Source organism: Noviherbaspirillum cavernae (genome assembly GCF_003590875.1).
GTDB classification, from domain to species: domain Bacteria; phylum Pseudomonadota; class Gammaproteobacteria; order Burkholderiales; family Burkholderiaceae_D; genus Noviherbaspirillum; species Noviherbaspirillum cavernae.
This window is the reverse complement of the sequence record NZ_QYUN01000003.1, coordinates 409,335-428,582: the sequence shown is the minus strand read 5'-3', so window position 1 is coordinate 428,582 and position 19,248 is coordinate 409,335. Positions and strand designations below refer to the sequence as shown.

Annotated in this window: 13 protein-coding genes; 4 read left to right on the top strand and 9 right to left on the bottom strand. The window is 59.8% G+C overall.

The genetic code is table 11. The features are described 5' to 3' along the window. Positions 1-3: 3 nt before the first annotated feature. On the bottom strand, positions 4-768 hold the full coding sequence (locus D3870_RS20450; RefSeq protein WP_119742901.1) for a DUF3348 domain-containing protein: 765 nt from the start codon (positions 766-768) through the stop codon (positions 4-6). Between the two features lie 304 nt (positions 769-1,072). On the opposite strand from D3870_RS20450, the gene D3870_RS20445 reads away from it, so the two are divergent. Beyond that, on the top strand, positions 1,073-1,273 hold the full coding sequence (locus tag D3870_RS20445; protein ID WP_119742900.1) for a hypothetical protein: 201 nt from the start codon (positions 1,073-1,075) through the stop codon (positions 1,271-1,273). Positions 1,274-1,357: 84 nt separating this feature from the next. Here D3870_RS20445 and D3870_RS20440 read toward each other — a convergent pair whose 3' ends face one another. Further along, positions 1,358-1,570, bottom strand: coding sequence for a DUF3820 family protein (locus D3870_RS20440; protein ID WP_119742899.1), 213 nt, complete (start codon positions 1,568-1,570; stop codon positions 1,358-1,360). A 72-nt stretch (positions 1,571-1,642) separates the two neighbouring features. Continuing rightward, a complete protein-coding gene (gene arfB, locus D3870_RS22940; protein WP_242490152.1) occupies positions 1,643-2,053 on the bottom strand; it encodes an alternative ribosome rescue aminoacyl-tRNA hydrolase ArfB in 411 nt (136 codons plus the stop codon). 321 nt (positions 2,054-2,374) lie between these two features. Between arfB and atzF the strand changes: the two genes are divergently transcribed. Continuing rightward, entirely contained in the window at positions 2,375-4,186 is a 1,812-nt protein-coding gene (gene atzF, locus D3870_RS20430; RefSeq protein WP_242490121.1) for an allophanate hydrolase, read from the top strand. Between the two features lie 26 nt (positions 4,187-4,212). Continuing rightward, the gene (locus D3870_RS20425) at positions 4,213-4,923 is read left to right on the top strand and encodes a GntR family transcriptional regulator (RefSeq protein ID WP_119743187.1); all 711 of its coding nucleotides are present in this window, start codon (positions 4,213-4,215) and stop codon (positions 4,921-4,923) included. An 84-nt stretch (positions 4,924-5,007) separates the two neighbouring features. Here D3870_RS20425 and D3870_RS20420 read toward each other — a convergent pair whose 3' ends face one another. The 4 genes from D3870_RS20420 to D3870_RS20405 are packed head-to-tail and all read right to left on the bottom strand — an operon-like array spanning position 5,008 to position 8,446. After that, positions 5,008-5,841, bottom strand: a complete 834-nt coding sequence (locus D3870_RS20420; RefSeq protein WP_119742897.1) for an alpha/beta hydrolase — start codon at positions 5,839-5,841, stop codon at positions 5,008-5,010. 10 nt (positions 5,842-5,851) lie between these two features. Further along, positions 5,852-6,649, bottom strand: a complete 798-nt coding sequence (locus D3870_RS20415; RefSeq protein WP_119742896.1) for an ABC transporter ATP-binding protein — start codon at positions 6,647-6,649, stop codon at positions 5,852-5,854. Then, complete coding sequence (locus D3870_RS20410; protein ID WP_119743186.1) at positions 6,642-7,448, bottom strand: ABC transporter permease; 807 nt, start codon at positions 7,446-7,448, stop codon at positions 6,642-6,644. Before D3870_RS20410 ends, D3870_RS20415 begins: the two co-directional genes overlap by 8 nt. Positions 7,449-7,498: 50 nt before the next feature. Further along, positions 7,499-8,446 carry an ABC transporter substrate-binding protein gene (locus D3870_RS20405; protein WP_119742895.1) on the bottom strand — a complete coding sequence of 316 codons (948 nt, stop codon included), beginning with the start codon at positions 8,444-8,446 and terminating at the stop codon, positions 7,499-7,501. A gap of 1,295 nt (positions 8,447-9,741) precedes the next feature. Between D3870_RS20405 and D3870_RS20395 the strand changes: the two genes are divergently transcribed. Further along, entirely contained in the window at positions 9,742-10,311 is a 570-nt protein-coding gene (locus tag D3870_RS20395; RefSeq protein ID WP_119742894.1) for an NADPH-dependent FMN reductase, read from the top strand. 380 nt (positions 10,312-10,691) lie between these two features. On the opposite strand, the gene D3870_RS20390 is transcribed toward D3870_RS20395, so the two are convergent. Both D3870_RS20390 and D3870_RS20385 read right to left on the bottom strand, forming a co-directional pair. Continuing rightward, the gene (locus D3870_RS20390) at positions 10,692-15,209 is read right to left on the bottom strand and encodes a hypothetical protein (RefSeq protein WP_147375890.1); all 4,518 of its coding nucleotides are present in this window, start codon (positions 15,207-15,209) and stop codon (positions 10,692-10,694) included. A 306-nt stretch (positions 15,210-15,515) separates the two neighbouring features. Beyond that, positions 15,516-19,247 (bottom strand): AAA family ATPase, encoded by a 3,732-nt coding sequence (locus D3870_RS20385; RefSeq protein ID WP_119742892.1) that lies wholly within the window; start codon positions 19,245-19,247, stop codon positions 15,516-15,518. Position 19,248: the final 1 nt, after the last annotated feature.

Genomic DNA, 19,248 nt, shown 5'->3' with positions numbered 1-19,248 from the left:
TAATCATTGCGTATCTTGTTTGAATGCTTCAATGAGCCCCATCGTCGGTTGCAAGCGAAGCTCCACTTCAGCCAGCAGCAGCATTTGCATATCGTTGCAAAAGCGCGCCAGCCAGGCTCCCGCTTGCGTCCAACCGGCGGGGTTGTCTGCCTGCCGAGTATCAACAAGCTGTTGTTGATGTGCTTTGAACAATTGCTCAAAACGTCTTTTAAGAAGCACCGGCACCTTCGAGAGCAACTTGCTTTCGCGTTCGCGCAGTATCTTCTCAAGCGTCGCGTCCAGGTCGGCAAGTTTATTGAGCCGTGGTGACGCTTTCGCAAGCGCTTCCCGCACATTGACTCTCAGGGGCTGGATGCTCAATTCCATGTCGCGTTGATGCGCTTCATAAAACCGGCGATATGGCGGGTAAGCCGTCGAGAGGTTCAGCGGAAGTTCGAGTTCTGGAATTGGCAACTTTATGTGTGTCTTGCCAGGGGTGGGCGAGCAACTCTTCGTGATCGAATTCACCAGGAGCGCCTGTATGCGGTCGAATTCGATACCGATGGGAACGCGGGCGTCGAATGGCGCTTCGGGCTGCATGTTTGGCGCGCTTGCAATGCTGTCGCTGTGCACAGCAGACAGGGTGATTGCGTCGGCAAAGTGAATCCACAGTCCCAGTTGTTCTGCAAATGCATTTCCGGGATCGACAGCATCTGCCATGTCCAGCTCAGCGAGACAACGAATGAGTTTGGAACTGTGGAAATGTGTACGCGGCAACACTCGCGCCATAGGGAAGTGCAATCAAATCGAAAAAAGCAGGGGTTGGTAGGTCACGCCACTATCCGCATGAACCCTCGTTTTTGGTAGCGAATCCGAGCCACTTTCGGAGCCCGTTTCAAGGCAGACAAGAGTCCGCGATTATATCGTGGGGTAGTAGGGAACTCAAACGAACAGGAAGCGCAAGTCCCGCCAGCAGAGACTTGACGATCTGCTATTGCACACCCGTTCCAATATCTCAATGGGCAGCGCCAGGCAAATCCGGTTACCCTGTCAGCTGATGATTGAATGTGTGGTCGAAACAAGGGTAAAGACGATGGCAAAGAAAGACAAACCAGATCCGGAAATGGTGGCGTTGATCAATTGGTGTACCGAGGTGGAAGGTTTTCTGGTCGCGGGCGGTGCAACCCTGGACCAGGCTCAGGAGCATATCGAGGAACAGGTCGAGTGGTTCACCGATCTGTTCTATGACGGCTTGACACCCGAGGAAGCCGCGAAAGAGGCATTGAACGGTTGAGCGGCTTCCGGAAGCAAGTCAACGCACGGCAAGTCCATGCGTTCCTGGCGGCGACGTCGGATGACGTGTCGTAGGCATCCTGCCTTATCGTTTGCGCAATGGGTCAAGCAGATGCCGTAGTGCGTTGTGATCCAGTTCGTACATCAGCGCTAGCAGCTCACCGATTTCCCCTCGGGGAAAGCCTTCACGCGCAAGCCAGCCGAGGTAATGTCCCGGTAAATCGGCGATCAGGCGGCCCTTGTACTTCCCATAGGGCATTTCGCGGGTGACTAGAAGCTGCAAATGTTCCGGGTTCATGTTCGGCTGCGGTGCGCGGCTGAAATTGCAATTCCAGCGAGGATAGTCGAATTGCGCCTTCCGGCCGCAAGGTCAGTCCAGTATTTTTCGTCGCATCGCCTTGATCTCGCCTCTTGTATTCTTCACTTCAAGGCGCTTTTTTTGCGAGCTGCGGGTCGGCTTCGTCGGCCGGCGCTCGCGTGGCAAGACAGCGATGCTTGCCACCATTTCCTGCAAGCGCCGATACGCTTCTTCCTTGTTCTTTTCCTGACTGCGGTGCGTCTGTGCCTTGATGATCACCACGCCGTCTTTCGTGATGCGCTGATCGCTTAATGCAAGCAAACGCTCTTTAAGATGATCGGGCAATGACGATGCGCGGATGTCAAAGCGCAAATGAATCGCGCTGGAAACCTTGTTGACGTTTTGACCGCCCGCGCCCTGGGCTCGAATTGCGATGAACTCGATTTCGTTTTCGGGAATGAGTGGAGTGCGAATGATGTGGATCCCCTGGCGGCATGGCGAACATTCTATAACCTCGGCCCGGGACAGGGTATCCGTTGTCGTTGATGAATGCCTGAGTGACAAGGCGGCGACAGAAGGGCGAATGACCGGAAGCGCCCGCTTTGCCTGATGCGCTTGTCCGATCCGCGCTGCAAATGAGATCGCGCACCTAAAAAGTGCCGGCCTGCACCAAGCTGCTCCACAAGCACGCCCCGGAAACGCAGGCTGTTGTGCGTTCTCCGCTTCCGTGTTGACACAATCCCGCATGGCGACGCATGCATGCTCTGGCATGACTCATGCTATTCCCGAAAACAACTTGTATACATGGGAGTATTCAAAATGCGGGGATGGACCATTGGCGATTGGCAGGCGGCTTATCGGGACGGCGCGACACCGTCATCATTATTGCGGACGCTGCTCGATGACATGGACAAGGAGGATGTGGCGTGGATCAGTCTGATCGATCATGCCTTTCTCGACCGGCAACTCGACGCGCTTGAAGCCAGGCGCCAGACGCTGTCCGGCGCGTCAGCCCTGCCGCTGTACGGCGTGCCGTTTGCCGTCAAGGACAACATCGATGTCGCGACCATGCACACCACGGCGGCATGTCCCGAGTTCTCGTACACGGCCACCGCGCATGCCGCAGTCGTGCAGCGCCTTGTCGATGCCGGTGCCATCGTGCTTGGCAAAACCAATCTCGATCAGTTTGCCACCGGACTGGTCGGCATCCGCTCGCCTTACGGCGCGGTGCCGAATACCTTCGACCCGGACTACGTCTGCGGCGGCTCCAGTTCCGGCTCGGCGTCGGTGGTGGCGCGCGGCATCGTGCCCTTTGCGCTGGGGACGGATACCGCCGGCTCCGGTCGCGTGCCGGCAGGATTGAACAACATCGTCGGCTTGAAACCGACCGTGGGCGCGTTGAGCGGACACGGCGTCGTGCCGGCCTGTCGCACGCTCGACTGTGTTTCCATTTTTGCGACTACCGTGGCCGATGCGGAGTTGGTGTTCCGGCAGGCGGAAGGTTTTGATGCAGCCGATGGCTACTCGCGTGGGCGTCCCGATGATGCCCTTGCCGCCTTGCCGGCCAAGCCGCGATTCGGCATTCCGGCGCGGCCCGAGTTCTTCGGCGATGCGCAATCCGAGGAGGCGTATGCGCAGGCTTTGGCGCGCATTGCGGAAACCGGCGCGGAGTGCGTGCCGCTTGATTTCTCGCTGTTCGACCAGGTCACCGCCTTGCTGTACGACGGACCGTGGGTCGCCGAGCGTTATGCCGCCATCGAAGGATTCGCAAAGCAGCATGCCGATGCCATCCATCCCGTCGTGCGCGACATCATCTTCCGCGCCCGCGAGTTTTCGGCGACGGACGCGTTCAATGCGCAATACAGGCTGGCCGCGCTGAAGCGCGAAGCGGACAAACTGCTGGCATCGGTCGACGCCTTGCTGGTGCCCACCGCACCGAGCCATTACCGGATCGACGAGGTCGCGGCAGACCCGATCCGCCTCAACAGCCATATGGGCAAGTACACCAATTTCGTGAATCTGCTGAACTGGTGCGCGCTGGCATTGCCGGCCGCTTTCCGTGGCGATGGCTTGCCCTTCGGTCTCACGCTGATCGGCCCGGCCTGGTCGGATCAGGCGCTGTCGGCATTTGGAAAGAAATGGCAGGCATTGCAGGCCTTGCCGCGCGGTGCGACAGGGGAGGCATTCGTCGCACCCGTCACGGCCGCAGCCGACTCGGAGCCGGCACCCGGATATCTGCGGCTGGCGGTGGTCGGCGCGCATTTGAGCGGCATGCCGTTGAACCGCGAACTCACCGAACGCAAGGCGGTCCTGGCCGAAGCCACGACCACTGCCGCCACCTATCGTCTGTATGCGCTGGCCAATACCACGCCGCCCAAGCCGGGACTGGTGCGCAGCAGCAGCGGCGCGACGATTGCGGTCGAGCTGTGGGACATGCCGATGCATGCGTTCGGCTCGTTCGTCGCCGGCGTGCCGGCGCCATTGGGCATCGGCACGCTGGAACTGATCGACGGCCGCCGCGTCAAGGGCTTCATCTGCGAACCCTGCGCGCTGGAGGGTGCGCGAGACATCACGGCATTTCAAGGCTGGCGTGCATATTGCAAGGCAATGGCCTAGCTTGCCCTATCCGGAAAATGTTGCCCATGATTCCCCAGCCAAAATTCGCGAAAGCGATATCCAACAGTCTCGCCTCGCAGGCGTATGCACGGCTCAAGGCCGACATCTTCGATTTTCATTTTCTGCCGGGCGATCGATTCAGCGAAAACGAAATCAGCGAGCGTCTGCAGATGAGCCGCACGCCGATCCGCGAAGCGCTGTTTCGCCTGCAGCGGGAAGGGTATGTGGAAGTCCTGCACAAGAGCGGCTGGCAGGTCCGTCCCTTCGACTTCCAGATGTTCGAGCAGCTGTACGACGTGCGCAGCGTGCTCGAAGCGGCTGCGGTGGAGCTGCTCTGCGCCATGCCGGAAGTGCCGCTGCTGCAGGAGCTGGGCGCGATATGGTTCGTCCCTGAGGATGAGCGCATCACCGACGCACCGACCCTGTCGGTGCACGATGAGCGATTCCACGAGCAATTGGTGGAAGCCAGCGGAAATGCGGAGATGGCGCGCATCCATCACGACATTACCGAACGCATTCGCGTCATCCGGCGGCTCGAATTCACGGAGGAAATGCGTATCGATGTGAGCTACGAAGAACACGCAAAGATTCTGCGCGCCATCATCGAGCGACGCACCAGTCACGCCAAGGATCTGCTGCGCGCCCATATCGCGCTCAGCCAGTCGGAGGTGAAGAAGATCACGATCCAGATGCTGCATCAGGCGCGGGCGCGAAGCGCGGCGCGCGCGGCTGCTTGAGTGTGGTATGGCAGGGTGCGCATGGCGCACCCTGCCATCGTCAGCTCTATATGAAGTCTTCTGAGAAAACCTTCGCTGATCTGCTCAATCAGCGTCTGCGCCAAGGCCTGCCAGCGCACATGCTTCCAGCGCGAGAACACCTTGCGGGTCCGCAAGTTCGTTGAGAATCGTGAAGTGATCATGCTGCGCCAGCGGCAGCAATTTCCCCGGCAAGCCGCTGCGCGCTGCCGCGAACTGTTCCGATTGCCGCTGCAACTCGGACAATTCGGCGGTGCCGCAGGCCAGCACTAGCGGACGCGGACTCAGGGGACGGTGCAAGGGACTGAGGGAGCGCTCGTCCTCCTCCGTCAATCGCAGTTTTTCATTCAGATATGACAAGCGCACCGGCTCCAGATCGTAGATGCCGCTGATCGCCAGGCCGCCGATGACGCCGGGCTGCTCCAGACACATTGCAGTCAAATGGCCGCCGGCGGACCAGCCCGACACGATCATCCTGTCCGGGTCGCCACCGAGATCGGCAGCATGAATTTTCAGCCATGTGATCGCTGCGCATACTTCATCGACAATGCCGGCGAGGGAAATGTCCGGCGCCAGCGTGTAGCCGATCATCGCCACATGCATGCCGTGCGCGAGCGGGCCGGATGCCAGGAAGCTGAAGGTTTCCTTGGCCCGCATTTGCCAGTAGCCGCCATGAATGAAGATCAGCAGGGAACCGGGCCTGTCCGCCGCGAAGTAGTCGATGCGATTGCGCGGTGCCGGGCCGTAGCGAAGGTCCAGATGCGCGTCATGCGCTGCCCGCAAGGCAGCGCTGCGGCGGTCGAAATCCTGCAGCAGCAGGCCGCTGTTGCGAACCGCTGCCGAGTTGTTATAGCCGGCGTCCAGCGCCGCCTGATCCATGCCGCGATAAACCGCCTTCATGCAATCTCCGTCATGCGGCCATCTTGCGGGAGACGTGACTGCTCAGGTATTGCGTGATATCGCGTCGCACCTTGTTGAACTCGATTGCCGTGATGTCGCGCGGGCGTGCGAGGTCGAGCTTGATATCCTCCTCGATCCGGCCCGGACCTGCGGTCATCACCACCACCCGGTCCGACAGCATCACCGCCTCTTCCACCGCATGCGTGACGAACACGACGGTGACCTTGGTGCGTTCCCAGATTTCCAGCAAGTCCTGCTGCAGCTTTTCGCGCGTCAGCGCATCGAGCGCGCCGAACGGCTCATCCATCAGCAGCACCTCGCAGTCGTTGGCCAGCACACGCGCAATCGCGACGCGCTGCTTCATGCCGCCGGACAGCTGGCCCGGATAGTAGTTTGCGAACTTGGTGAGGCCCACCATGTCGGTGTAATGCGCCGAGAGTTCCTCCAGCCTGGCTTTCGACAGATTGCGCTGGCGCTGGCCGAAGCCGATGTTCTCCTTCACCGTCAGCCACGGGAACAGGCCGTAATCCTGGAACACCATGCCGCGCTCCGGGCTCGGGCCGGTGACCGGCATGCCGTACATACTTACGCTGCCGGACGAGGCGGTTTCGAAACCGGCCATGATCCGCAGCAGCGTCGACTTGCCGCAGCCGGAAGCGCCGATCAGGCACACGAATTCGCCCTTTTTAATGCTCAGGTTGACCTCGCGCAGCGCCTGCACGGTCTGGCCGCCGATGGAGAAGAACTTGCTGACACCCTTGATGTCGATCGCCGGCAAGGGGCGGCGCTCCGAATGAATTTCAGACATGATGTTGCGGGCTCCATTTGAGCAGACGGTTGTTGATGGCGACCAGCACGCGGTCGGTGACATAGCCGGTGATGCCGATCACGACCATGCCGGCAATCACCAGATCGGTGCGCGACAGCATGCGCCCGTCCATGATGACGGCGCCCAGCCCTTCCGGCACGCCGGTCATTTCACCGACCACGATCAGGATCCACGCGAAGCCGTGGCCGAGGCGCAAGCCGTTCAGGATCGACGGCATCGCCGCCGGCAGCACCACTTGACGGAACATCGACGAGCCGGCGCAGCCCAGCATGGATGCCGCCTCGAACAGGCGATTGTCGACTGCCTTGACGCCGAAGATGGTGTTGAACACGATCGGATAGAAGGCGCCGAGGAACACCAGGAAGATCGCCGCGTTGGGACCGATGCCGAAGAAGATCATCGACAGCGGCAGCCAGGCCGTGACCGGCACTGGGCGCAGCAATTGCAGCGTCGGGTCGAGCAGGTTGCGGATCAGCTTGATGCGGCCGATCAGCAAGCCGAGCGGAATGCCGACCAGCGCGGCGGCAAGGAAGCCGCCGTAGACACGCATCATCGATTTCCACAGATGCAGCAGCAGCGTCTCGCTGAAGGTATCGTCATACACGCCGCCGAAGGCGAAGTCATACAGCATCAGGCCGATGTCTTTCGGCAGGGGGATGAGCTGCGTACCGCTCATGCGGACGCCGGCATCCCAGCCCGCCAGCAGCAGCAAGGGCACGACGATTGGCGTCAACCATCGTTTGATACGCGGCCAGACTTCCGGACTCGCGATTTTCATCGGTAATTCGGCGGTGTGTTCCACGACTGTCCTTCCAGTGAATGCAATGCTTATTTGCCTGCGGGGTTGAAGCTGGCGTTGACGAAGCTGCCGTAGTCAGGCAACTGGCGGATCTGTTTCTTGTCGAGCATCTGCGAACCGTAGTACTTCGCGCGCGTGAGCCAATCGTCGTCGATCTTCCAGGTCAGCTCCACGTTCGGCGCGGCGAGCTCCACCGTCTTCGCCGGCAGGCCGAGCTTCTGTTCCGTCATCTGGACGAAAGCGGCGCGGTTGCCCATCACGTATTCGGTGGCCTTGCGATGGATGTCGAGGAAGACCTTGACCAGTTCCTTCTTGTCCTTGACGGTATCGGCGTGCGTCGTCATCACCATGTTGACCGAGCCGGTCGGCGTCGAGTACGGATACTCGACCACCTTGCCCACACCCTTGCCGACGCTGATCGACGGACCGGGCTCGGCACCGACGAAGGCGTCGATGTCGCCGCGTTCCAGCGCCGAAGCCATCTCGCTGAAGGACACGCGCACCGGCTTGATGTCCTTGACGGTCAGCCCTTCCGCCTTCAGGCGGTCGAGGATCACCACTTCCTGCGTCGAGCCGGGCAGGATGCCGACCTTGTGACCCTTGAGCGCCTTGATCGAATCGATCTTGCCGTCGGCGCGCGCGACCACGGCCATGCCGCGGTTGCATTGCGCCGCGATCACGACTACCGGCTCGCCGGCGGCCGCACCCAGCGTTGCCGCTGCCAGACCGTAGGTGCCGAAATCAACCGACTTCGTCACCACGGCGTTCTTGCCATCGGTCGGTGTTTCAAATGGAACCACTTCAATCTTGTAGCCCGCAGGAGTGAACTTGTCGTAGAAGTAGGGCGTGATGCCATGCATCAGCTTGAGCGTGCCGACCCGGATCACCTGATCCGCCGCCAGTGCGGAAGTGGAACCTGCGGCGCAGGCAAACGATGCGGCAATCAGGGAGGCAAGAAATTTTCTGCGTGAGTGCATGGCTGATCCTTTTTGGTTGACGAGTAAGCGCATTGCGCATGTGAACACCGAGCCGGTAATTGGAATACCTTCTTGTGTACAAGCTGAGTTACGTCATAGCAAGGGCTGTGCCATATCCCTTCGTCCCCGTGGATTGGCCGAAAGGCGCTGCCGCAGGCGAGACGGGAGACGCCGATCTGCACGAGATGAAAGCGAAGGAAGTCGCACTGGTGCGTGCCTGCACCTCTTGGGTGCGCGCCACGTCAGGAAGGTGTATGGCGTAGCTGACATGCGCAGAAGAGTCGTCGATGACAGGGGCGATCATCAAGGCGCACCCATACCGAAGGATGCGGGGCGTTGCACCCGCAATGAAGAAGACTGCCGTTGCACCGAATGTCGCCGCTTTGCAGTGCTGCGCGTGCTTTCTGCGATCTGCTGGTCAGCACCAGGGCGATGCCGCCCGGGATTGCGACGGAGGCGACAGCCAGGTGCGGCGTGATCGCTTCCGACAGGAAGGTCGCGCCGCCGGCACACTGACTGCACGTCGCATCGATGGCGCCGTGCGCTGCCTTTGCAGATCACTCAGGAACCTGGGCGACAGATCCATGATCTCGTTCCCTCTCCTGCAAGGGAGGATGGGTTGCAGACCACAGAGGAAAACCCATCCTCATCCCTCCTCGCAGGACGCATCCGCGCTTGCAGGCGTGGATCGATTGGAAGGCGGACGACATGCCGTTCGAATTCCTTGCTCCACCTTTCCCCTTGAAGGGACATGCGTCTGCGTCGCGCCGATCGTCATCTTGATTCCTGACCTTTGCGATGCGCGGCCATGCGGCCGAACCGTGCAGATGCCTCGGCACGGACGAAGTCATGGACAAGCCTGCAAGGACGCGTGCGCGATATTTTCCATAAAGCCACGTTTTCGTTCCGACATGTCGGTGTGATGCCTGTGTCATTCGCATTTCCATGTCTGCAATGCTGCGGGAACGGAAAGAAGCCCGCTTGTTTGAGGGCGATCAAGCTGCTGGACCCGATGGCCTCCGTCTGCATGCGCAGTCCTCACTTACCATACAGATGCAAGCACGCGCACGGCGACGTGTCTTGCGCGCAATCGCGCTCGCCTGTGGCGGTTCCGCTACGGTTCTGCCGACGTCTTTTTCACGTTCCAGCAGCACAAGCGGACGATGGACAGCGGTTGTCGAGATGTGGCGGACAAGTCGCGCAAATGCATCCGGCGCTTTGTGTAGCGGCATGACGCATACCGCACAGGGCGCATCAATCGAACAGCATTCCAACATCGGCAGACAGGAGAGAACATGACCACCATCGTCGGACTTGCAGGAAGCCTGCGTGCGGCGTCGTTCAATGCGTCGCTGCTGCGCGCGGCGGCAGGATTGGTGCCTGACGGCACGACGCTGGAGATTGCCAGCATCAAGGGCATTCCCCTCTATGACGGCGATGTCGAGGCCAACGAAGGCATCCCGCAGGCAGTGGCAAGCCTCAAGGACCGCATCGCCGCCGCCGACGGCCTGCTGCTGGTGACCCCCGAATACAACAACGGCATTCCCGGCGTGTTCAAGAACGCGATCGACTGGCTCTCAAGGCCGCCGGCCGACATCCCGCGCGTCTTCGGCAGCCGCCCGGTCGCCGTCATCGGCGCATCCCCCGGCGGCTTCGGCACCATCCTTTCGCAGAACGCGTGGCTGCCCGTGCTGCGCACACTGGGTACGCGGCCATGGTATGGCGGCCGCCTGCTCGTGTCACGCGCCGGGAGCGTGTTCAATGATGCGGGGGAAATGGTGGATGAGAAAGTGAAGGCGCAGTTGCAGCAGTTTGTGCGCGGGTTTGCGGAGTTCTCGGCTGCGGCGGCTGCGCGGAATGGGTGAGGTTTTTACGCCGGGGTGCGGGCGATATCCGTGCATGCTGATTGGCGCGTGAACCGGGGCAGTTCGCTGCATGGCGCAAGGTCAGAAGCAGGAGCTTCGAATACTTGACGGGCGTTGCGATGCAGGAGCGACGGATTGAATCCGAAGACGGATGAACGTGTACTGTGCTTGCAATGCGGCTTCGTCATTGTGAACTTTGAGTCCATTGCGACCATTATGTCGAGGCCGGTTACGACCCAAAACAGTCGTTTATAAAACGTCGCCTGGCAGGTGTCACAGCAACGGAGCGGAAAACCGTCATTCGCTGCGTCATGCGCGAAGGTCCGCGTCAACCCTGATGGACAGCTGATGACACAAATGGAAGGATGCTCTTCCACTTTTCAGTATCCAGTGACAAAGATCCCGTCCGGTGCTTCTCGCCCAAGGAATGTATTCTTTCGAGTTTTGTTTTGTTCCTTGATTGCCGCCTTTCTAACTTTCCTGAAGAGGGGCGCATAGTGTGCCCACCTAATGCCTAGTATTGGCTTGGCGGACGCCCGCGCATCCATGCAGGTTTTTGAAATGATCAGACAGCGCAAGAATTCTTCCGGGGACTGTGCGGCGCACATATCATTAACCCACTTCCTACTCCACTGGGCTGCTTCATGTGCTGCCTTTGCCTTTTTTGCCGCATCGCCGGTAATTCCGTTGTCGTCCAAGTGATCCTCGATGACGCCAACTAATTGTTCAGCCTGCGTCGAAAACCCAGCGACAGAGATGGCATAAGCTTGATCAAGCGTCGATGCGCTATCCGCTTGTTCCTCGACGAAATCCCTGATGAAAGTCGCGGCGCCAAACCGCTCTGCCGCGACTACCTCGCGGGCCAAGGCTTCATCATTGCCAGATTTAAGCAGGCGCTGACGCCAAAGCGTACTCATTGCCTCTGAAGGCGCGCTTGACCAAATCGCTTCATGTTCAAGCGTCAAATCATCCTCAAGGGCATAGGTAACAAAACCTTGAGTTGTCAGAGCCTTCTCGAAAAGAGTCACCGCTCTCTCCGGCATATCTTTCGACACGAGATTGGCGACAACGAAAGCGAGGTTTTTCAGCCATATGAGTTCAGTGCTACTCGCCTGCTCCAGAATTTCGAGTATCTGAGGCAGGACCATAGTGTCGGCGCGGACGAGTAGGCCTAAGTCATCAATGGTCATACACTCGGCCAAGAGCCGTGCGTCTGAGCCTTTTAGGCCCTCGAAGAAGGCGTCAGAGATCGCACGAAGACGATCCTGTTTCTCGTAAAAATCATCATCTTTTCCAAACATTTCTTTGAGTGTTTTCTGACGCGGGAAACGCCCATCGTCGCGATCTGTTTCATCGACAGAAAGGAAGGGATAAGGAGCCGATTCAACCGTTGAAAGGGTGAAGTCCGCAGCAGGAGGTGCCAGATTCTTGGTCGCTCCAATTGCGCCTTGTAGGCAGTGCAGAAAATGGTCAGCCAATGGCTTGATTATCGCCTCACCAACGCGCTCGGCGGCGGCGAACCACGTTTTTGGGTTTATCCTCTTCAGCATCTCATCAATAGCGAGTTCATTTTTAGCACAGGCTTCGGCGAGCAGCATGGAGCCGAACCAACTCTCATAAGTCCTCGTATCCGTTGCACACGCGGACCAGTCGCTTTGGACATGAGCGTCTCTGAGTGTCTTCAGATCCCCATGGATAGCCAGCCCGAAGGAGAGCGAGCGGAGTTTTGACGATTCCGCGCTGCGGCAGCGTAGTATGAGGGACTCCAGTTCCGTTGTGATTGGCGTGTTGCCGTAACGTGCGGCTGCCAGAGCGCCGTAAGCGGCCCCTTCGTTCTTCGCGTCCAATGCCGCTTGCAGTGCATCGAGAATGGCCTCGGTTGGCTGGGATTTCAGACTGGGAATAACCTCGAGGAGGTAGTCTGTCCCAAACGCCGGATCAATCATGCAGTCGAGCTGTTCCGCCGGTGTCAGATGGGGAACCACGTAGCTAAACAGGAACATTCGTAGGACGTTTTGCTCCTGCTCCGAAAGGGTTTGGACCATATCGGTATCAGTCACCCGCGTAATCAGTTGAACCGCTATGTCGCGGGTCAGTAAAGGGGCATATTCGGTGCCATTGAAGATCAATTGGCGCAATGGAAACGCAGTTCGAGTAAGAAGGCTTGACAAAATTTGACGGGCCTTCTCAGTGGCAACTTCGGGTTCAAAGCGGCATGCTACAGGGAAGAACTGCCCCAGATCATGGTCCTCCTTCCTTTGCTCCATGGATTGCAGGACGCTGTCGAGTCGGATAGCGCAAAAATTGCTTAGCCCCGTGTCAATATCAACTGGCCTGGTTGCATTTGGATCAGCGACGCGCGATTTGCGCCATTCATCGGGCGATGGCTTCCAATGAAACCAATCCTCACGCAGTTTCTGGGCGATTGCGCTGGCTTCTGATGCGGCTGCCTCATCTCCAGTTGCGTACAGCATACGTACGACCGTCCACTGACCAGCCTGCGATGTGTTGGAAGACCGGAGTGGCTCAATTGCTTTCAGGAACGCCTCCTTCGCTGGCTCGCGATCCGCCCTGTTGAAGGTTGTCAACTGCTGGAAGGCCTTTCGAGCAGACCAAGTACTACTATCAAGGGAGAAACCAAGGCCTAGCGCGATAAAGCTGCTCGCAAATCCTGCGAGAGGTCGGCCCGCAAGAAGTTGAAGCGCGAGGGTGAACAAGGAGTCCGTTTCGCCAGCAACCTCCGTCATCTGCTCTAGCAGATTCCTTTCGAATGGTGATAGAGACAATAGAACGTCCTGGATTTCTTTCTGTGCCTTCTCTAGACGTTTCGCGTCTTCATCTTCATTGTGCTTCGGATAGCGGTTCGTCTGTTCGACGGCATCTTTGTTGTAGCAATGCAGCCAGTGATGAATGGCGGTCTCGGCTGCTGGCCAGCCTTCGTCTGTAGCTGCGATCTCGAACGCAGCATGAATGAACCAGTCTTGATTGAAGCGCCGCCCCCGTTCGAGGGTGAAAACGCCCAACGCGCTGAAGAGTTCAGTAGGCTGGTTTTTTACGATCCCGACGAATTCCTCGAAGCGTTGATCATTGATGTTCTGAAGGTTGGAGAATGCGTCAAGGAGGGCAGCGAAAATGGTTTGATCGAAACGGATCGGGTCGAGGGCACAGACCATCAGGGCCGCGAACATGACGTCAACGGTCCGGTCCATCGCGTAGATTGGATCGATTAAATGTGTCATCCGCTCACCAAGATCGAGGTCAGATCGCCTCGCCTGCCACAGCTGATCGATCAATGTGTAGCCAAGGGCGAGCGTCAGCCCTTCACTGCGAAGCTCATAAGTTTCTCCCGGTCCTGGGAGCGTTCGGAAGAAGCGTGTTTCGATGACAGCAGTCGAGTCTGCCTCAAAGTTTTGCGACGGCTCGTCTGATGATGCACGCACTCGCTCCAGCACTTCCTTTGCATGGTTGCTGAGGCGCTTGGTTAGCTCGGCCAGAGTCTCTTCTTCGAAGTTTTCTCGCTGCGAAGCCCGAAGATGCTCCATTAGAATCCTGTCGGTCGTCAGCCCTTTCCAAGCTGTGGAATTCCGATGAGGGAGAGTGGTGACTGCGACCCCAAGCAGGCGCGGATTGCTGAGAGTCCGGAGTGTGGCCTCATCAAGCCAATCAAGGCTGATACCATAATGCTGTAGCAGTTCGTTACGCTCATCCGGTGACCATTCAGGCACATCGATCAGCTTCGGCTTGAAGGTCAGGCCAGGAGCAACGGTTTTTTGCCAGAACTGTGGACGCACTGTCACGACCAAGCGCCCTCCGATAGCCTGCAATCGTTCCTGAAAACCGTTGAGGAGTCGGTCCCATCGAAAGTTCTGCCGCTGATTGATGCCATCGATAACGACAAGCAAAGAAGACGCCGGTGGTTGATTCTGCCAAGCAGCAAGCCGATGACGCCATTTCAGCCTGATTGCTTCATCCGACACATCACTGGTCTGTTTGATCAAGAGATCAATGAGATATTCGTCGAGGGCTTGGGGAGCGACGCTATCGAACTGCTCCGCACTCGCGAAGAGGGCGATGCCTTCATGGTCGCAGCAAATCTGGGCAGCAAGCCATGACTTACCGTGCCCCTCTTCGCCAGCCAGAATGATGCTCTGGCCGGCTTGCAAGCTCTTTTTCACCTGATCCCGCTGTGCTGCGCGCAATGGCGGCAACTCAGGTTGAGCGGTAACCGCCAATGTTTGCCCCAACCGTTCTCTGGCGGCGTTTTCAGACCCGAAAGAGACTGCCCGCCATGCCGCATTCACCTCTATCGAGCGTGCCATTGCTAGGGTTGAAATGTTCAGGCTCGACCGGAGCTTTTGCAACAGACTGTCGAAGTCAGGGTGTTTCGAAATATCCTCGAACGCTTGAGCAAGTTTCGTTCGGTCAGGTTTGGGGTCGCAATGCGCAGTCAGGAAATTTATCGCCGGGTCGCCTGCGGCCACGATGGCGAGCGCCAAAAGAGGTAGGGGATCGGTGCTCCAATCGAGGATCAGGGTGGAGATTGCGTATTGATCTCCTGCTTCTCGCATGGCGGATGCCAGCTGGGCGCTTACCTCGGTTGTTGCCCCAAGAACCCAAAGTCGATCCGGGGCATCCTTGTTGCGAGCGAGGTCGACGATCTTTGTCAGGACTTCATTTCGTGGAATATCCCCGGAGTATCGTTTCGCTTCGAAACTGACGGCGTCGCTTCGCAACGTCGCATCACCATCCATTCCCCCCTGCAAACCACTTGCAGCCAGCCGAAAAGGAATGTCCGTTAGTGCAGTAAGTGCAATTCGAACAAACCCCTCGAAACCGGCAGCACCAGCAGCCTTAAGTGTCAAAAGGACGTTCTTAAGATCTGTTAGCCGTTCACTCATGATCTCCTCAGGCGACATTGCTCATAGCCTCATCATTTCTTTGTCTGTCCAGTATCTCGGTAATCGAATGGCTCATAAAGAGGAAAGCATCAGGATACCCGTGGCGTAATGGTAGTTTTCGAAAATTACTTTGCAACGGTTGTCATGAGTGTCTGTCCTAGGATGCCGTACTGTAGCAGTGACGACTGGCGTCAAGGTCTGCTCTTGGTCGACAGCGGTCCACCTATTGAATCACCAAAAATCAGTGCAAGCTGGCACGTTGATATTCCTCGCCATACTTGAAGCAACACGGAACCACCACCATCCCTACCCCACCACCACCCGACTCGTTCCGCCCGCCGTCCTCTGCACCAGAATCTTCGTCGCAATCCGCTCCGTCATTTCCTGCACGTGCGAGATCACGCCGACCTTGCGACCCATGGATTGCAGGCCGTCGAGTGCTTCCATGGCGACGGTGAGCGTGTCGGCGTCGAGGCTGCCGAAGCCTTCGTCGATGAAGAGAGATTCGACGCGCACGCGGTTCGATGACAACGAGGCGAGCGCCAGTGCGAGTGCGAGCGAGACGAGGAAGGATTCGCCGCCGGAGAGGGAATGGACGGAGCGCATTTCGTCGCCCATGTCCTGGTCGATGACCATCAGCGCGAGGGTGTCCTTGATGCGTTCCAGACGGTAGCGGCGCGCCAGTTCGGCGAGGTGGCGGTTGGCGTAGCCGAGCAGCACGTCGAGCGTGAATTGCTGTGCGTAGTTGCGAAATTTCTTGCCGTCGGACGAGCCGATCAGCTCGTTCAACTGGCCCCACAGGCGGTTGGCGGCTTCCTGATTTTCGATTTCCGCCGTCATCGCGGCCGATTGCCGGCGGCGCTGATCGTCTTCGCGGAGGGCGAGTTGCAGTTCCGTTGCGCGGGCGTTGTGGCTGTCCTTTTCAGCGATCAGCTTTTGCAGCGCATCCTTGACGGTCTCTTCGTCGTCGTTTGCGGTGCGCCGCTGTTCATGCGCTGCGCGCTGCGCCTGGCGCTCCTGCAGCACGGTTTTTGCGCCTTGCAAGGCGGAATCGATCTGCTGCAGTTGCCTGCGCTCGCTGGCGATCCATTCGTCCGGGTGTGTCAGCAGTGTGCGCAACTGGTCGATGTCGATCGCGCTTGCGTCGCTGGCGGCGTTGAACCGTGCGATCCATTCCGTGAGTGCGGTCGCGGCTGCCGTTGCGGCCTGCGTTTGCTGCGTCAGCCGCTGGCGTGACAGTGCCAGCGCTTCCTTGCAGCGGGTCTGGCGTGTGATGCATTGCTGCATCGCTTGCGTCTGCGCCGTCAGGCCCGCTTTGGCGTTCTCGATGGCCTTGCCGAGTTCCTGCTGAATGGCGTTGACGGTCTTGCCGCCGAACAGTGTTTGCCGTGCGGCTTGCAGTGCGTCCATCTTGGCATTGCTGCTCGATAGTGCCTCGGATGCGCGCAGGGCGTCGCCTTCGGCCCTGGCAAGCGCCTCGATGAGCGCGGTGCGCGCCACCTCGTTCTTGCCGAGCGCGACTCCGCATTCCTCTCGTTCCCTGCACTGCGTCTGCCATTGTGCGATCTGCTGCCTGCGCCGTTCGTGAAATGCTTCCGGCGCGTTGCGCCATGCTTCGCGCCACGCCTGATTGTTGAATGCGATGTCGAGATCGGCGAGCATGGCGTCGAGTCGGTGCGTAATGCTGTCGACCTTCTCTGCCGCGTTTGTGCGTTCCGCGGTGGCCATGGTCAATGCGGTCGTGACAGCGGCGACGGCATCTTTCAATTCGGCGTGTTGCCTTGATGCGGTGTCGAATGCCGTCTGCGCCTTGTCACGCGCTTCGGCGGCCTGGCGTGCGTGCTGATCGGTGTCGGCGATCTGCTGCAATTGAGTGCGTGCGGCCTGCAATTCGCGCGTGAACCAGTGGCTGCGTTCGTCCGCTGCGATCGCCGTCAGTTCTGCCGCGACGGGATGCGCGTGCCATGACAGTGCGGCGCTGGATGCCGTTTCGTCCAGTGTGCGCAGCTGCAGCGCAAGGGCTTCGTGCTGGCTGTGGTGGTTGTCGGCGAGGGCCTGCTGCGTGGCCTGCTGTTGCAGCAAGTGCTGCACGCGGGCGCGGCATTGCGCGACTTCTTCCTGCAGCGCGGAAAGCGCCGATGCGAGCTGCGGGTTCTGCGTGGCATAGGGATGATCGGGCGCGCCGCAGACGGGGCAGGGCGCGTCCGGCTCGAGCGCGGCGCGCAAGCTTTCCACGTTTTCGCTGCAGGCCGCTTCGGCCTTTCTGAGCGATCGTTCGGCCTGTGCCAGCGTGGCTTGCTCGACCGGCAAATGCTGGCGCGCTTGCGCCAGAACGGATTCGGCCTGCGTGATCGCCTGCTGCAGCTGTGCGGATTTTTCGCGCAACCCGGATTGCTGCGCGTGAGCGGCTGCGTGCTTGCTCGAGAGCTGCTCCGCCGTCGCAAGCAAGTCGCGCCGCGCTTCCGCAGCCTGCTTGCGCGCATGCAACGCTGGCAGGTCGAAGCGGGCAAGCTGCTCGCTCGCTTGCATGCGCAGGGCATCCGCGCCGGCCAGTGTTTTTTCGGCAGCGGTCAGCTTCGCATGCGACTCGGCTGCGGCGGCTTTGCGGCGCTCTTCGTCCTGCCGGGCTGCCGCGAGCGTCTGTGCGAGCGTTGCCTGATCGCGCGCGCACTGCGCCGCTTGCGTGAACAGCGTGTCCCAGCGTGGCCAGCCTTCGGCAATCGCTTGCAGCTTGGCATTCTGCGCGAGCCATTCTTCGACCGCGTTTTGCCGTTGCAGCGTTTCCGCGCGGCGCTTGTCGTTCTCCTGCACGGCGTGCCGCGCCGATGCCTCGAACCTTTGTGCCTCCGCCAATGTGCGCATGGCTTGCTCGCGTGCCGGTGCGAGTGCTTCGCGCTGGGCGTCGAGCGCCTTTGCCTGGTCAAGGTCGGGTGTCGCGGCGTGCTGCGCCTGTTCGGCATCGTGCATGGCGTGCTCGGCGTTCTTCAACGTGCCTTCCGCTTCGCGCTGCGCGCTGTCGATCTGTGCGAGGTCCGTTTCGCCTTGCGCGATGGCTTGTCGGCATTGCGCGATCTCGGCGGCGATGCGCTCGTGTTCGGTCAGCAAGGGGCGCGCCGCTTGCACCGATTCGATCAGCGTGAATGCGCTGCGGCGCGCTGCCGCCGATGCATGTTCGGCCGCCAGCCTTCGCCATTCGTCATGCGCCAGTTGCTCGCCCTGCTGCACCTGACGCCATGCCTGATGCCAGCGCAGCTGTTCATCCAATGCGTCCTTGCGCTGCTCCAGCGCGGTCAGCGCGCTGACCGCTTGCAGGCAGTCCTGATCGCGCTGTGCGCGCGTTTCCTGGTCGAGCGGCTTGACGCCGGCCAGCCGGTCGTTCAGTTTCTGCAACGCCGCACTTTCCGCCTTGGCGCGCTCGAATGCGCGGCGCGAGATGTCGGTATACAGCGCGGTGCCGGTCAGCGTTTCCAGCAGTTCGCCGCGTTCGCCGTCGTCGGCTTTCAGGAAGGCGGAGAACTCGTTCTGCGCCAGCAGCACCGCGCGCGTGAACTGCTCGAAACTCAGGCCGATGCGTTGCGCGATTTCGGCTTTCACTTCGGATCTGGTGCCGCCGATCGGCAGCATGTCCGCGAGGCTCGTCAGCGTCATGGCGATGTGCTGCAATGCGCCGCCGGTCTTTGCGCCGGCGCGCCGCACGCTCCAGCGGGCGCGGTAGGCATTGCCGTCATTGCCGGCGAAATCGACTTCGGCGTGCGCCTCCGCCGCGCCGCGCCGCAGCAGCGTGCGCGTGTCGTAGGGCGTGACTTTCTTGTCGCCGACGTCCGGCAGTTCGATGCCCTTGCCGCCGGCTTTCAGCAGGCGCGGCGTGGCGTCGTACAGCGCGAGGCAGAGCGCGTCGAGCAGCGTGCTCTTGCCCGCGCCGGTCGGTCCGCTGATCGCGAACAGGCCGGATGAGGCGAGCGGCTCCTGGCGGAAATCGACTTCGAATTCCCCGGCCAGCGAGGCCAGGTTCCTGCCGCGTATCGCGAGAATTTTCATG